Raw genomic sequence first — 13,633 nt, 5'->3', positions numbered from 1 at the left:
TGCTCGCTATTTGAAAATATCCATATTCTCGTCATAGATAGGGCTCTTCATATCCAGAAATTTCAGCACACTATGAAATACATGATTTTGGGTCAAGGTTTTATTTGGTTTCAACTGTTTTGAATGATCAGACACCCAGACAATAAAAGGAATCTCGTATTGCTCTTTTGGTGCAATGCTCATCGGCAGTCCGTGCATATACAGGTTATTTTCACCCAGTGATTCTCCATGATCCGAGACGAACAACATAGCACTGTTATATTCCTTCAATTGCTTTAGATCCTCAATCAGATTATGCAAAATATAATCTGTATAAACAACGGTGTTATCATAAGCATTTATCAATTCTTCTTTAGAACAGTTCCCTAACTCAACACTATTGCAGACCGGCTTAAACTGCTCGAATTGAGCGGGATATTTCTTGCTATATGTTGGTCCATGGCTTGTACTTGTGTGGAGCACAACAAAAATCTTATCTTTTTTACTGGATGATATCCGCTCCTTTAGACCTGTTAAAAGTACCTCATCGTAAGCACATCCTTCACCTTTACAGTTTGTAGCAAGTTGATCATTCGTTTCATATTCTTTAATATGTACAGGTGGTTCCCCCCAATTACTTGTTCGCCAGATCACATCTACATCATTTCTATAGAGGTAATTTGGCAGGATTTCGTACAAATCATCCGTATTTTTATGTTCCAAAATACATTTTACTCCAGCTGTCGTATAGGTAGAGCAAGAAGTTGCGTCAAAATGATAAAGATTGGGTGTTTTGGAAAGCAGAGGATTTGTATTCTTCTGATAGCCATACAACGAAAAATTATCTCTTCGAGCAGATTCACCTATAACAAGTACAACGACTGTCTTTTTGTGGTCAGTTATCGTCGCATCCGGCAATAAAATCTCTTTCTTATTTTTTTGATATTCATGAATATAAAAGCGCGAAATATTGACAGTATAAGACCAAGGCATGGCAAGTGCACCCAAAGTCTTCGAATTCTTATCGATCCACAACCAATTAGTCGCATTGGCAAATATTAAAATAACGATAAATAATAACGAAAGTGAGGAAGTGATAAAAAACTTCTTTGGTTTATCCTTTACTATTTTGGCTTTAATGATGAAGATACTGGGAATAATACCGAGAAATACCAGATAGACGATCAGTTTCAGGGAAAAGAAACCGCTGGACTCGGAATATCGGGTATTCAAGATATTACCGATCATTGTTTCATCCAAAATAACGCTATAGGTGTTAACAAAATAAACGGCAACTGAATTGATCAGAAAGAACAAAACAAGTATGGATTTCCCGAAGCGACGTGACGCCGAAAAAAATAGATAAAGTACAAAAGCATTCATCACCAGCATCAGAACCATTAAACTACCGATCAGAACAATACCCCCAAAGCTGCTGTAATCAACATTATTAAAAACAAAAGTATAAAATGGAAAATGGAAGAATATAAAATTCAACACACTCATGAAAAGGACAAAATGAATTAATTTTAAGCTATTTTTTAGCATAAACCGTAATGATTTTATAAAGTGCACTAATTAAGCAGATAAATGTAAAATAAAATATTAGCAAATTATCATTAATTATTCTATTGATCAATACAATACTGAAAACGAGGAACAATAATATGAAAATTGGATAATACCGTTTGTTGTTGACCCAATTCCATGTTTTAAATTCCCTGCTAAAAAAAATTCCGAACAGCCCCGAAAGATATCCTATAATACAGCCACTGACCACGTCTAAAGGATAGTGTGCCCCCAATGCGACGCGAGATAAAGCAAGCATTAACCCAATAAATGTTAAACCTAAAAACCACATTATTTTATAACTCAATCGTTGCGGCATAAAAGCATACATGATAACGGTCAACGTTGTAAATATCGTGATAGAATGGCCAGAAGGCAAGCTATTGTTCCCCAGAAGCATCTTACCGGTAATCAAAAAACTAGTATGATTAAATACTGCTGCGGGTCGTGGCACAGCAAATAGTACTTTTAAAAGGATTGAAAAGAAGGCAGAAATTAGAGATGCTGATATTAACGCCTCCCATAATTTAGGACCATAGCGCAGAAAGACACTCAAAAGCGAGAGACTGATTAAACAATCTCCAAACTGTGTAAAATTGGACTCAAGATTTGGATATTGCCCCAGATAAGCATTTATCGCGAAAAAGCTACTCTTCTGAATGACGGTATAGCCGTATACATTCAATGCATGATTAAAATAAAGAAATAGAATGAGCAGAACTAGCAGAATTATAGGTAGAAAGAACAACGATTTTCTAAGCCTAGCATAATTATGGATTATCGTCGAATTAATATTCATCTTGCACGCGTCTTTTTAAACGCGTAAAGAACGGAACGAATTCTGTAGAAATTTAGAATTTACAAATGCAGGGTAGGTTTTCTTATTCCGTGCCCATTATTGATTCACTTGCTCCTCAAAAAAAGCTTTATCATAAAAGAAAACCGATATTCAACGTATTTTGCTTCATCTCAGGCCACAAGGCTGAAGATCGGTTTCCTTATCTTACAGTTTTCCCAGCAGCTGTGAAAAAGCGCTGATGACCAAAGTTGGCTCCTCAAGCATAATATTATGACCAGATGCGGTTGTTGCCAGGTGAACAAAGTCGCTTGCGCTCTCATTTATGCATAAGTTAAAACTTGTCTTGCTGAATCTGTTCGATTCCTTGCTCGTAAGAAGTAACCTCAAATTCAGGAAATCTATTTCTAAACTTTGAATCATCAAATAGATTATTGTGTTCGTATCGTGGAAGAAGTTCCAAAAGCTCCTTTAACCGCTTATTGAACAGAGCCCCTATTTTAAAGATAAATTTGGGAACTACAGTATATTTGAATTCCCTACCGTAAATATCTGCTGCCATTCTGATAAACTCCCGGTAAGTGGGATGCGCTTTATCCACGGGCAAATGCCAGGTCTGTCCATATGCATCGGGTGTATTTCCGATAAGTGCAGTTGCTCGACTTGCGTCGGGAGTCCAAATCAAACTTCGTTTTTTATCGACCCGTAAAGGCACTTTCAGTTTTTTATCCGCTTTGATGTTATCAAAAATTAGGGTATTGGTAATGCTTTGTGTTTTGCCAGGACCATAAAATTCAGGTGCTCGACAAATAACGGCTTCAAGCTGGCCCGATGCTATCTCAGCAAGTACCATTTCTGCCATGTTCCGCCGCACTTTCCCCTTTCTTCCGACAGGAGCAAAGGTACTTTCCTCCGTCAAAATACGATCGTCTTGAGGATACATATATGTATTATCAAAAAAGACAAGCTTAGTACCATTGATCTTACAGGCATCAATCACATGACGAAGAATAGCTGGAAACTGTTCCTCCCATAGATCCGAACTTATAGGAAGCCCTAAAGTGAAATAGGCAATATCACTCCCCTTCACCGCCTCGATTGCCTGTTCACGGATCGATAGATCCGCAGAAAAAACTTCGTCAGTATCATTTACTTTTTTTGCGTTTCGACTGACTATGCGGATAGCAGAAGTAAAATTTCGCTTTAGCTTGCGCGCCAGTTCTTCTCCAATTTGTCCATTGGCACCCAATATAGTCTGCATAATATTCCTTTTTCTATGTTGTGACCATCTGATACCAATATATTGATATTTGTTCAATTTACCGCACCGTTGCGGTTCAATACCGAATAACTCCCGACCTCAACTTTGCTCAGTGCCCATGACCTATGCTATTAAGGATGTTGCCATGGACTGCGATACGGTCTTTGCAGTAATTGAGTTGCTTCAGGATCATCAACACATATTTTTTGTATTGGATCATAAATCAAGGGGCGATTCAACTGCATCGACAAGTTTGCCAGAATGCAGCTTGCGGTGGATATATAGCCCTCTTCAATATCAGCTACAGGCAGATGATTATTTTCAATTGCCGATAAAAGGTCAAGCATATGTTGTCTGGTTGCAGGCGCTGTATGCAACTCGATTCGGTGCTCCGTCAAATCTTTGGGGAACTTCTCCTTTTCTAAAATAACATCCTGTCGAATGGGCTTGCCTTCTCCGATTGGAATAAATTCATATTTCATCACACTTCCCTTTAAAGTACCCTTGTCACCATATATCACAAATGCCCAAGGGTATTCAGGGTCTGCTGCTGCCCCCCATGTCCTATGCTGCCAAACACAATTAAGATCTTCGTATTCAAATAAGGCTGTCTGCGTATCCGCGATCGTCGATTTCCCTCCTTTTTGCACATAAATACCACCTTTCGCATGCACGCTTTTGGGCCATTTAAGCTGCAGAAGCCAACGCACAGTATCAAACATATGCATTCCCATATCCCCGGTTATTCCATTCCCATAGGCCATAAAAGTTCGCCACCAGCCACCATGAGGCAAACCATCATAAGCCCGCAAAGGTGCTGGACCCGTCCAAAGTTCGTAATCCAAGAAATCTGGAACCGGCTCGATCGGTGGATTGCCGTTTTTTCGCATATGATAATAGCAGCACATTTCCACATGCGAAATCTTACCAAGTAAGCCACTATCGATCACTCGCTTCTTGGCGTCAATGAGATGGGCTGTACTTCTCCGTTGTGTTCCCACTTGAACTTTCCGGTTATATTTTCTTGCCGCACGCCATATAGCATCCCCCTCAAGCACATCAACACTGATCGGTTTCTGCAAATAGAGATGAGCACCCGAACGCATCGCATCAATAGCCTGTCTGGCGTGCCAGTGATCTGGTGTTCCAATGAGAATTAGATCGAATTTATGACTAGCGAGCATCTGCCTATAATCTTTATACAGTTTTGGAACTTTTTTTGAAATTTGACGCTCACTAATCAGCCGCCCAGCTTCCTGCAGTTGATTGTCGTCGACGTCGCATATGGCGATGACATCGACATCCCGAACCTGAATTAAACGGAATAAATCACTTTTCCCATACCAACCTGCACCGATCAATCCGACCCGAAAATTTTTAATCGCATCACGAAATGAAAGCCCCTTAACTTCTAAGGCTGATAAAGTTAAAACTGCCCCCGCTCCTTGAATAAATTTTCTCCGATTTAGATTGACCATAGCCATAATTCATTGGTTTATTGCCTAATATAAGAAAAAACAAACGATAAATCAACCTGTGTTAAGCCGCAAAATACGTTACAGGCAAAAGAACCTACCTACAGGAACAAGACCTGCACTTTAAGATCAACAAGTAGCACAGCATTTTTTTTCATTTAAGCCAAAATAGCGTAAATTCATATCGAGCTAAACAATTAAGACATGAAAAGAGAAATGGTATTTTTGAAAGTAATATTATTTTACTTTGCCTCCCTCGTGGTGTTTGCTTTCGCTGCAGGCATAACCAAACAAACAATGTTCCCCGATTTACTTTCACTCAGCCTCGCGACATTCCTCAGCTTGGGTTTAGTTTACCTGTTTAAAGCTTGGGATAAAATTAGTTTTTCTCAAATTGGGTTAGGATTTAACAAAAAGAGTGTGCTCAATTTTAGCGCTGGCTTATGCTTAGGTATTGTTATGGTCGGCCTTATGGTTATAATACTAACAAATTTTGCCGAAGTATCTTTTAAGAAACAGGCATTTATCGACACTAAATTATTGGCAATACATATTCTTCTTTACTTTTTCGTCGCTTGTCGGGAAGAGTTGGTTTTTAGAACCTATTTCTTATGGCGCCTGAAAGATAAACTCGGCACTGTTGTAGCCTTTTCGATTATGGTACTTGTTTTTATTTTAGAACATTTATTTACCGGTTTTACACTAAAGGCGGCAGTACTGGGTTCGGGACTTGGAGCTGTACTTTTTGGTCTTGCTGTACTAAGAACCCGCAATATTGCACTATCTATTGGACTGCACTTCGGCTGGAACCTAACCCATTGGGCTTTGGGGTTTAAAAATAATACAGGGTTATGGGTAGAAAGTGTTGCAAAGGGCAGTGAACATCAGTCTGAAAACATCGCGTTTATTGCCTATACCATCGTAATGCTTTTAGGTATTCTGATCGTCTATATGCTATCAAAAAAAACATCGTTTCAGGGGAACAATAGTAGCCTGATCGATTAATCCCAAAATCGATGCACAAACCATCGTTAAAAGCTTTTGCCAACATATAATTCCCTTTTTTATATCGACTATCCTGTAGACACGAAGCTACAACAATCAGACTCACTGCAAGTTCTAAAAATAAAGGCACGGCTTTTGTAAACTACTAAGTAAAAAAAAGTATTATGAGAAGAACGCCTTACACCACATCTGTTATTATATTGCTCGTCCTATGTGTGATTGTACTAATGACCACATGTTCAAAAATTGCCTAAATTACATCCAGTTTGGGCAAAATTGTAAAACCAGTCATGAACGTAATGACGAGTTCATCATTGAAAATAGAGTCTAAAAAATAGATTCTTAGGCCTTCCCCATGGCTTTCATCAAGCAGATAAATTTCACTTTATTGATCAGGAAAGAACACAATCCGAACAGATTGTGCTAAACTTCGTTATTCCTACACGTATAATTACAAAAAAGCCCTAGAGCGGGGAACTCTAGGGTCTTAGCCATATATTAACCTATTTTATGAAAAGTATTTGTATCAATAACGTCTTAGTTTTCTATTTATTTTGTACAACATAGAAATTTCTTAAATTTTCTTTTTTCGCACAAAGATTCGATTCAATTATTTACCTTATAGCGGTTGGGCTAAACCAATCAATAATCCCTCTACTCCTCTTAAATAACAAAGGCGATAAACATTTTCGTATTGTACCACCTCCCCTACGAGGACAGCGCCATGATTGCCAATTAGCCTCCGCAGTACATCATCTAGATCTTCAACCGTAAACATTGCCCGCAAATAGCCCAAGGCATTGACCGGAGCATTTCTATGATCTGCAATTATCGCTGGATCAATAAATCTTGAAAGCTCCAATCGGCTATGCCCATCTGGTGTCACCATCATGGCGATCTCGACATGCTGCGCACCGAGACCAGTCACTCTACCTGCCCATTCACCTTCAATCTGTGCTCTCCCTTCCAGATATAAACCAAGCTCTGAAAAAAACGAAATCGCGTTGTCCAACGACTCCACCACGATACCCATATTATCCATTCGAAGTAACTTACTCTTTTCCATAATACATCATTATTTACAAGGAGTTATAATCCCTATTAAAGATACAAAGGAAAATTTTAAAGCTACCATCGCGCCCAGTCTTTAGAATTTATAACTCAGACCCGCTTTTACCATAAAAGGTGTTCCAGGAGTGAAATGCAATTCAGAAACGGACTGCTGTTCATTTCTTAATCGAGTCTCGGTCTCAAACTGCGCTTCATTCCACTTGGTGTCAAATAAGTTTTGGACCTGCACCAAAAAATTCCATTTTCCCAGGCCATAGTTTAGCAGGAGGTCATTGACAAAATAACCTTTAGCACGTACCGAATTATCTTCTATCGCTGGTTTTGTATTCATATAACGATAGCGCAAATTGGCCGAAATGCCAAGCGGTAACTTCACAGATACCCCTCCTGTACTTGTTAAGGAAGGCACCAGCGGGATATAGTTTTCGCCTTTAGGTTCGTCAATCGCCCGCGCGTAAGCATAATTTATGTCGCCGTCAAAATATAACCAAGGGGTAGCTTGATAGCGTAAACTCAAATCTGCCCCCAGACGTTTCGTTTTCCCTGAAGGCTCTACGACAGCTTCATCCCCGACATACACAAATTCTTGCTGAAGGTACACCCCCCATAAAGCAGGCTGAATAAAGAGGTTATCGGTTGGCTTCCAGATCAAGCCAAGATCTGCACCATAGGAAATGGGCATAATATCTTTTCCATGTTGTTCCATCACCACGCGGATATCATTGGAATGAAATCCCATACCCGTTTTCAAATATAATTGTGCGCGATGACTGAACGTATATCCAAAATTAAGCTTTGGACTAATCCTTGTCGCGGAAGCCTCTTGTCCGGCGGGGTCACTTTTCAGCTTATCATGCAAGTTGAAAATCAAATGATCGACACGTATTGCAGGATTAATAGTCCATTTACCAATACGCCAATCCAGATTGCTATAGGCATGCAGATTCATTTCTACGCCCGAAATATGCGAAAGCCGATCCAATAATTCGTCGCGCTGATAAACATGGTTCAGTTGAAGATCTTTGATATCGTCCACTCGGAGTCCAAAACCCGATGTCCAAGAAAGCTGACTATGATCAAACTGAAATTGGCGATTGTATTTGTTTTCAATCCCGTACAGGTATCGATTATCAACCTGCTCTATTTCATCGCCATGAATGGGATCTTTCAGAAAAAAAGTGAAATCGGAAAACAACTGAAATTTATAGCGCGACAAGTAAACATTGCTTTCCCAGCTTTCCTGATCACTGATCAGCGCACGATATTGCATCGCTAAATTCATGCGGGATGTATTTCCGCCTTCAGTAGAATCGATCGACCCCCAACGGCTAATCAGTCCCTGCCGAACGGCCCGCTCCGGAATCTGACCAGATGCATTCCAACCCGAACTGAATATGGACCCCTGGAGATTGATATAATGTTTCTCATCGATCCACTGATTATACTTCGCAAATAGATTGACACGACTAAAATTTTGCTTGATGTCAAAAGGACCGTTCGAATAATTGAACTCACCTGCAGCATAGGCATACTTATTCTGCTCATGGTTATTCACCAGATTGAGCATGGCTACCGTACGCCATGAGTCAAAAGAACCTCCTTCAACCTTAAAAAGATTATGATCCAAATGATCCAAGGTTGTAAAATTAACATAACCCGATGTGTTCAAATCACCTTTGTCTGCATAATAAGCCCCCTTGCCAAAATCAATATCTTTAACCGTTTCTGGAATAATAAAATGAAGATCTGCGTATCCTTGACCGTGCGCATGAGAGACCATATTAACTGGGATACCATCTGCAGTAATGGCAATATCTGTACCATGGTCATTATCAAATCCACGCAAAAATATCTGCTCAGCCTTTCCACCGCCAGCATGCTGTGCTATAAAGAGCCCAGGAACTTTCCGTAATAGATCTTGCGCCGAATTAACAGGAATCTTACTTAAATCAACTTTGCTCAATGTTTTACTGCTATTGAATGCATCCACCTGAATTTGACTCAACTGCACTTCATTTTTTTGCATCTCGATTTCAATAGGAGACTTTGCTTCTTTTAGGATGTACATCTGATCGAGATAGCCTATCCTGCTCAACAGTAAGGTGTCCGGAAATGTTCCCGGCTGTACGGAAAAAGCACCATTCGATGCAGTATGACTATGCTTTATTCCACGTTGGTAGCGTATATTGACTTCTTCTAATTGCTGTTTACTATCCTTATCTTTCACAGTTCCCTGAATCACATGTTGCTGTGCATAACTGTGGGTCGCAGCCAGTAGGCCTATAAAAAAGGTGATTTGACGTTTGTTCATATAATATTTAAAAAATTACCATCCCAGAAATAACATACCCGCACCGCAAATTGACAGGACAGCGCCACTAATGGCGTGTACATATCGATCAAGTTTTTCGGTATTGAGCAAGTTATAACCATAAATTCCCAACAAGACCATTCCGACCATGGTTACCACTGTCGTAATGGTAAAAGTGCTAATCAGGGTAATCACCTCCGCCATTGAGCGGTGTGCACCTGAAAAGAATAAAAGTGGAATCAATGGTTCCGATGGTCCCATGACGAAAATTGCAAATAATACCAAAGGCGTTACCTTCGTTTTTTGATGATGGTGATGCCCTGATGCGCTTTTCCCATGGGTATGTTCATGCACATAAACTTCATCGCCCAGCACATCAAAATGCTTATGGGAATGCTTCTTTGACATTTTCCAGATCCCGTAAATCAAATATCCAAGTCCAAAAATAAATAGTGCCCAACTCGAAACATTGCCACGCACGTCCTGTAACCAGCTGATTTTATTGAGCTGCCATCCAAGATAAACGCCAATAATCCCCAGGATGACCGAACTGAAAACATGCCCAAGTCCACATATAATTGTCCATAATATAGTTTTCCCCAACGACCATTTTTTCGATTTGGACAATACAATAAAGGGTAGATAATGGTCGGGGCCCGATGCAGTATGAAAAAAACTGATCGTAATAGCTGTAATAGCTAATGCGTAAAGTGTTGTGTTCATATAAATAATTTAATAGCAAAGCAGATGATTAAGCCGCTTTCTTCAAGCAACGATTTGTTACATAGGTTATATAGCCGTGTTTCGACTCAACCGATGATATTCACCAAAAGAAAAAGGGTTTTAACCGAAAATTTTAAAGGAATGGTATAGGATACACTTGTCTGGTAGTCTGTTAGACAAATATTTATTTTGGAGTTCATAAAAACTATGCCACGACTTCTTATCCGTAAATAGCAAGAAAATAGGCAGAATCAGTCCCAAAGCACAGAGCCGAACGGCATATGCTAAATGTTGATCATAACTCAATTCGAATGAGCATTCTTCGATCGACCCGAGATAAAAATCGAAATGAGATTGTGATGAAGCTATTGACGGTTTTGACGCGTTTTTATAGGCAGCATGTGAAAAGACATCCTTGTTTATTTTACCTGTAATAAACATACAGGAAAAAACAATGGACAATAACATTAAAAGATGTCTTATATACCTATACATAGCATGTCACATCCCTATGGGATTGATAGATCAAATTTATTATAAGTTTGACCTTATAGAGTAGCACAAATCTTGAATTTTATAGCCTTTTTATAACCTAGAAAAAGAAAAGACAGCTAGATAAATAAGAAAAAAACTTCGCTTAAACCGATAATAAACCAATAAAATATAAAAAAACAAGGCTTTTACGAATAAACCAACAGACTCAAACTAGCACAAATCACGACTTCACATTCTCACCTACTATTCATTTTTTTTTGGCTATCGGCCATAAATAAACAAGGATAGTCCAGGTTATTTAAAGTATAATTTTAAAGGTTCTGTCTGTGGCCAACAGTAAAATACTGAGTATGCACATAAGCAATGAGTTGTAGAAATGATGATATTCCTGATGTGCCATATGCGCTGTAAATGCTGCTACTGCAAACGGGAACAATACCAGTACTGCCCCATTCTTAAATTGCGGGTTATACAAACCTATTAAGAGCAATACCACTCCTATAAGTTCACCTATTCCAATAATGTCCGTCCAAGTCTTATTAAAACCCAGAGACTGCATGCTTTGCATCATGGAGCTTTTCTGAAACACTTTGAACAATGATGCATAACCAAATACATAAAGGTAGTACGCATAGCTCAACCAATGAGCGACTGATTTAATCATTTCCATTTTATACTTTTTGTTTTCCTACAAATTTCTTTATTAATTTGCATGAATAACAGTACATACAAGATTGTATGATACCAACAAAAAAGTTCGTATGAACACGCGAAAAGAGAATTCAACCAATCACATCAATGAGCTATACTGGAAAGATCGTTGTGGTATTGCATTTACCTTAGCCACCATAGGTGGCAGATGGAAAATCAACATTCTTTCCTATCTGCTAAATGAAGGTAAACTCCGCTATAGTGAGTTGCGAAAAAAGCTCGTAGGCATATCAGAGCGTATGCTGATTGCTAAATTAAAGGAGCTGGAACAGGACAACCTGATCACTCGAATAGTATATCAACAAGTCCCGCCAAAGGTAGAATATGAATTAACTGCGCTCGGCCATTCACTCGAGGAAATATTAACACTAATGGATAAATGGGGAGAAGATAATCTCCCCGAATCAATGCTTTGATAGTGCATAGAGTGCAAATGTACCTAACCAATGTGACCCCATATAATCATCCTTGGTGGTAATATTGGGCAAAGAGTACTTTAAATGTTTATTTGCCAACTTATGCAAGTAACTTAACTCAGGTAGCGCTTTTGCGATACCGTTTAAACAGTTTGCGCGACTAAAATTAAGTCCATCCAGATGGACCAAATGTCCGTCTGTTCGATCTTTCACGATACCTGGTTCTAAATTGAAATCGGGATTAAACAGATCTGGCATAAAATCCTTTAACCATTTACGGTAATCCTCCTGTTGCAACACCAAACTCATACAGAGGGCTTCTTCAAGACAAGGAGAAAGAAAGTCGCTTCCACTTGGCTCAAAAGAAATGTTGCAGTTCTTATCCTGACTATATAAACGAGAAGCATTCGTCATTAATGATTTTTCAAACGTCACATTTCCCGTACTTCTTGCATAGTCCAGGGACAGAGAAAGGCCAAATGCCGAATTATCATGATACCCTGTTCTAATCGGATAGACTAATTTGGGCAGATATTCTTGATAAGATTTTACGACGTGTTTCACCAACGGTTCAAGATTCGATGCCCAGCGTTTTGCATCTGTATCTTCCCAAGTTAATAATTCCTTCTGCAGCTGCAACAACCAGGCCCAGCCATACGTACGCTCAAAGTTCTTATTGTTCTTATCTTGAAAGAAATCTAATTCAACAGCCACATTTTCCGCTGTAATATTTCGGTTCAATTGGCGGCGAATTTCACCCGAACTGTCCAAATTTGGAAATTCCTTCAAAATATGCACAATTGACCAATATCCGTGTACAGAAGAATGCCAGTCAAAACAACCGTAAAAAATTGGATGTAATGTGCGCGGTGCTTTTAGATCACTATCACTGCCGAGTACCTGCCCTAACTTATTGGGATACTCCACTTCGATGCAATGCAATGGCAAACTGAGCAAATGCTTGGCTTGGACACTATCCAAGGTCAAAGGCTGATCATTTGAACTCGTATTTACTTTGATTTCCGAATTATTTTGACATGCAGCAAGAGCAACGGATAGGCAAATAATCCCTAATATTTTTTTCATAAACCTCTATTTTATATACTACTATACAACACTTAATAAAGTAATTGTTCTACCAACTTAGGAACAGCTATTGTCGCTGACTCCTCAAAACACTGTATATTACGTAAAGCCCTGTCACTAGGTATTTTTTTGTCAATTAAAAACGTTTGACAGTGACTAGGCGCAAATTCTTTAAGTCCTGCAGCAGGATAAACCTGTAGGGAGGTTCCAACGATAATCAAAATATCGGCATTCGAAACCAGGCTTATGGCCTCCTCAATGGCTGGCACAGCTTCTCCAAACCAGACTATATTTGGCCTCAGCTGACTACCTTTCTCGCAAAGATCACCCATCTTGATCTCATCACCGACAACGGGATAAACCAAGCGATCATCGATAGACGACTTGGCCTGATCCAAGCGGCCATGCAAATGAACAATATGAGATGATCCCGCCTGTTCATGCAGCAGATCTACATTCTGCGTTACAATACTCACGCGGTACGCTGATTCTAATCTTGCCAGCGCATAATGAGCTGCATTTGCCTGTGCCACCAAAGCCGCTTTCCGTCTCAGATTATAAAACTCCTGGACTAAGGCTGGGTTTTTGTGCCAACCTTCAATTGAAGCAACTTCCATGACGTCATGCCCTTCCCACAATCCATTGGCATCCCTAAATGTAGGTATACCGCTTTCAGCCGAAATACCGGCCCCCGTCAATACAACAATATTTTTCTTTTCCATCTTAAGTCTATTT

Annotated in this window: 12 protein-coding genes; 2 read left to right on the top strand and 10 right to left on the bottom strand. The window is 39.4% G+C overall.

Features of this window, described 5'->3' with window-relative positions; all coding sequences use genetic code 11:
• Window positions 1-6: 6 nt before the first annotated feature.
• The 4 genes from eptA to A9970_RS04650 all read right to left on the bottom strand — a co-directional run bounded on the left by eptA (window position 7) and on the right by A9970_RS04650 (window position 5,089).
• Window positions 7-1,527 (bottom strand): phosphoethanolamine--lipid A transferase EptA, encoded by a 1,521-nt coding sequence (gene eptA / locus A9970_RS04665; protein ID WP_182981491.1) that lies wholly within the window; start codon window positions 1,525-1,527, stop codon window positions 7-9.
• On the bottom strand, window positions 1,514-2,347 hold the full coding sequence (locus tag A9970_RS04660; RefSeq protein ID WP_182981490.1) for a phosphatase PAP2 family protein: 834 nt from the start codon (window positions 2,345-2,347) through the stop codon (window positions 1,514-1,516). Before A9970_RS04660 ends, eptA begins: the two co-directional genes overlap by 14 nt.
• Window positions 2,348-2,678: 331 nt before the next feature.
• Window positions 2,679-3,605, bottom strand: coding sequence for an NAD-dependent epimerase/dehydratase family protein (locus A9970_RS04655; RefSeq protein ID WP_182981489.1), 927 nt, complete (start codon window positions 3,603-3,605; stop codon window positions 2,679-2,681).
• A gap of 131 nt (window positions 3,606-3,736) precedes the next feature.
• Window positions 3,737-5,089 (bottom strand): Gfo/Idh/MocA family protein, encoded by a 1,353-nt coding sequence (locus tag A9970_RS04650; RefSeq protein WP_182981488.1) that lies wholly within the window; start codon window positions 5,087-5,089, stop codon window positions 3,737-3,739.
• Between the two features lie 195 nt (window positions 5,090-5,284).
• Here A9970_RS04650 and A9970_RS04645 point away from each other — a divergent pair, with 195 nt between their 5' ends.
• Entirely contained in the window at window positions 5,285-6,085 is an 801-nt protein-coding gene (locus tag A9970_RS04645; protein WP_182981487.1) for a CPBP family intramembrane glutamic endopeptidase, read from the top strand.
• A 619-nt stretch (window positions 6,086-6,704) separates the two neighbouring features.
• On the opposite strand, the gene A9970_RS04640 is transcribed toward A9970_RS04645, so the two are convergent.
• The 4 genes from A9970_RS04640 to A9970_RS04625 form a co-directional block, all read right to left on the bottom strand.
• Entirely contained in the window at window positions 6,705-7,151 is a 447-nt protein-coding gene (locus A9970_RS04640) for a VOC family protein (protein ID WP_182981486.1), read from the bottom strand.
• A gap of 81 nt (window positions 7,152-7,232) precedes the next feature.
• The gene (locus tag A9970_RS04635; protein ID WP_182981485.1) at window positions 7,233-9,467 is read right to left on the bottom strand and encodes a TonB-dependent receptor plug domain-containing protein; all 2,235 of its coding nucleotides are present in this window, start codon (window positions 9,465-9,467) and stop codon (window positions 7,233-7,235) included.
• A 15-nt stretch (window positions 9,468-9,482) separates the two neighbouring features.
• Complete coding sequence (locus A9970_RS04630) at window positions 9,483-10,190, bottom strand: hypothetical protein (RefSeq protein ID WP_182332162.1); 708 nt, start codon at window positions 10,188-10,190, stop codon at window positions 9,483-9,485.
• A 793-nt stretch (window positions 10,191-10,983) separates the two neighbouring features.
• Complete coding sequence (locus A9970_RS04625; RefSeq protein ID WP_182981484.1) at window positions 10,984-11,355, bottom strand: DoxX family protein; 372 nt, start codon at window positions 11,353-11,355, stop codon at window positions 10,984-10,986.
• Between the two features lie 91 nt (window positions 11,356-11,446).
• Between A9970_RS04625 and A9970_RS04620 the strand changes: the two genes are divergently transcribed.
• On the top strand, window positions 11,447-11,812 hold the full coding sequence (locus A9970_RS04620) for a helix-turn-helix domain-containing protein (RefSeq protein WP_182981483.1): 366 nt from the start codon (window positions 11,447-11,449) through the stop codon (window positions 11,810-11,812).
• Here A9970_RS04620 and A9970_RS04615 read toward each other — a convergent pair.
• On the bottom strand, window positions 11,801-12,898 hold the full coding sequence (locus A9970_RS04615; protein WP_182981482.1) for a DUF2891 domain-containing protein: 1,098 nt from the start codon (window positions 12,896-12,898) through the stop codon (window positions 11,801-11,803). The genes A9970_RS04620 and A9970_RS04615 overlap by 12 nt on opposite strands.
• Before the next feature lie 32 nt (window positions 12,899-12,930).
• On the bottom strand, window positions 12,931-13,620 hold the full coding sequence (locus tag A9970_RS04610; RefSeq protein ID WP_182981481.1) for a Sir2 family NAD-dependent protein deacetylase: 690 nt from the start codon (window positions 13,618-13,620) through the stop codon (window positions 12,931-12,933).
• Between the last annotated feature and the right edge of the window lie 13 nt (window positions 13,621-13,633).

The organism is Sphingobacterium sp. UME9 (assembly GCF_014170215.1).
GTDB classification, from domain to species: Bacteria; Bacteroidota; Bacteroidia; order Sphingobacteriales; family Sphingobacteriaceae; genus Sphingobacterium; species Sphingobacterium paramultivorum.
Note: the sequence above shows the minus strand (reverse complement) of the source record. Positions and strands in the feature narration are given on the sequence as shown.

What these genes read in the sequence shown, in the direction of transcription:
- A9970_RS04660 (WP_182981490.1), bottom strand. Translation starts at nt 2,347, where the DNA reads ATGAATATTAATTCGACGATAATCCATAATTATGCTAGGCTTAGAAAA.
- A9970_RS04635 (WP_182981485.1), bottom strand. Translation starts at nt 9,467, where the DNA reads ATGAACAAACGTCAAATCACCTTTTTTATAGGCCTACTGGCTGCGACC.
- eptA (WP_182981491.1), bottom strand. Translation starts at nt 1,527, where the DNA reads ATGCTAAAAAATAGCTTAAAATTAATTCATTTTGTCCTTTTCATGAGT.
- A9970_RS04630 (WP_182332162.1), bottom strand. Translation starts at nt 10,190, where the DNA reads ATGAACACAACACTTTACGCATTAGCTATTACAGCTATTACGATCAGT.
- A9970_RS04650 (WP_182981488.1), bottom strand. Translation starts at nt 5,089, where the DNA reads ATGGCTATGGTCAATCTAAATCGGAGAAAATTTATTCAAGGAGCGGGG.
- A9970_RS04625 (WP_182981484.1), bottom strand. Translation starts at nt 11,355, where the DNA reads ATGGAAATGATTAAATCAGTCGCTCATTGGTTGAGCTATGCGTACTAC.
- A9970_RS04620 (WP_182981483.1), top strand. Translation starts at nt 11,447, where the DNA reads ATGAACACGCGAAAAGAGAATTCAACCAATCACATCAATGAGCTATAC.
- A9970_RS04610 (WP_182981481.1), bottom strand. Translation starts at nt 13,620, where the DNA reads ATGGAAAAGAAAAATATTGTTGTATTGACGGGGGCCGGTATTTCGGCT.
- A9970_RS04655 (WP_182981489.1), bottom strand. Translation starts at nt 3,605, where the DNA reads ATGCAGACTATATTGGGTGCCAATGGACAAATTGGAGAAGAACTGGCG.
- A9970_RS04615 (WP_182981482.1), bottom strand. Translation starts at nt 12,898, where the DNA reads ATGAAAAAAATATTAGGGATTATTTGCCTATCCGTTGCTCTTGCTGCA.
- A9970_RS04645 (WP_182981487.1), top strand. Translation starts at nt 5,285, where the DNA reads ATGAAAAGAGAAATGGTATTTTTGAAAGTAATATTATTTTACTTTGCC.
- A9970_RS04640 (WP_182981486.1), bottom strand. Translation starts at nt 7,151, where the DNA reads ATGGAAAAGAGTAAGTTACTTCGAATGGATAATATGGGTATCGTGGTG.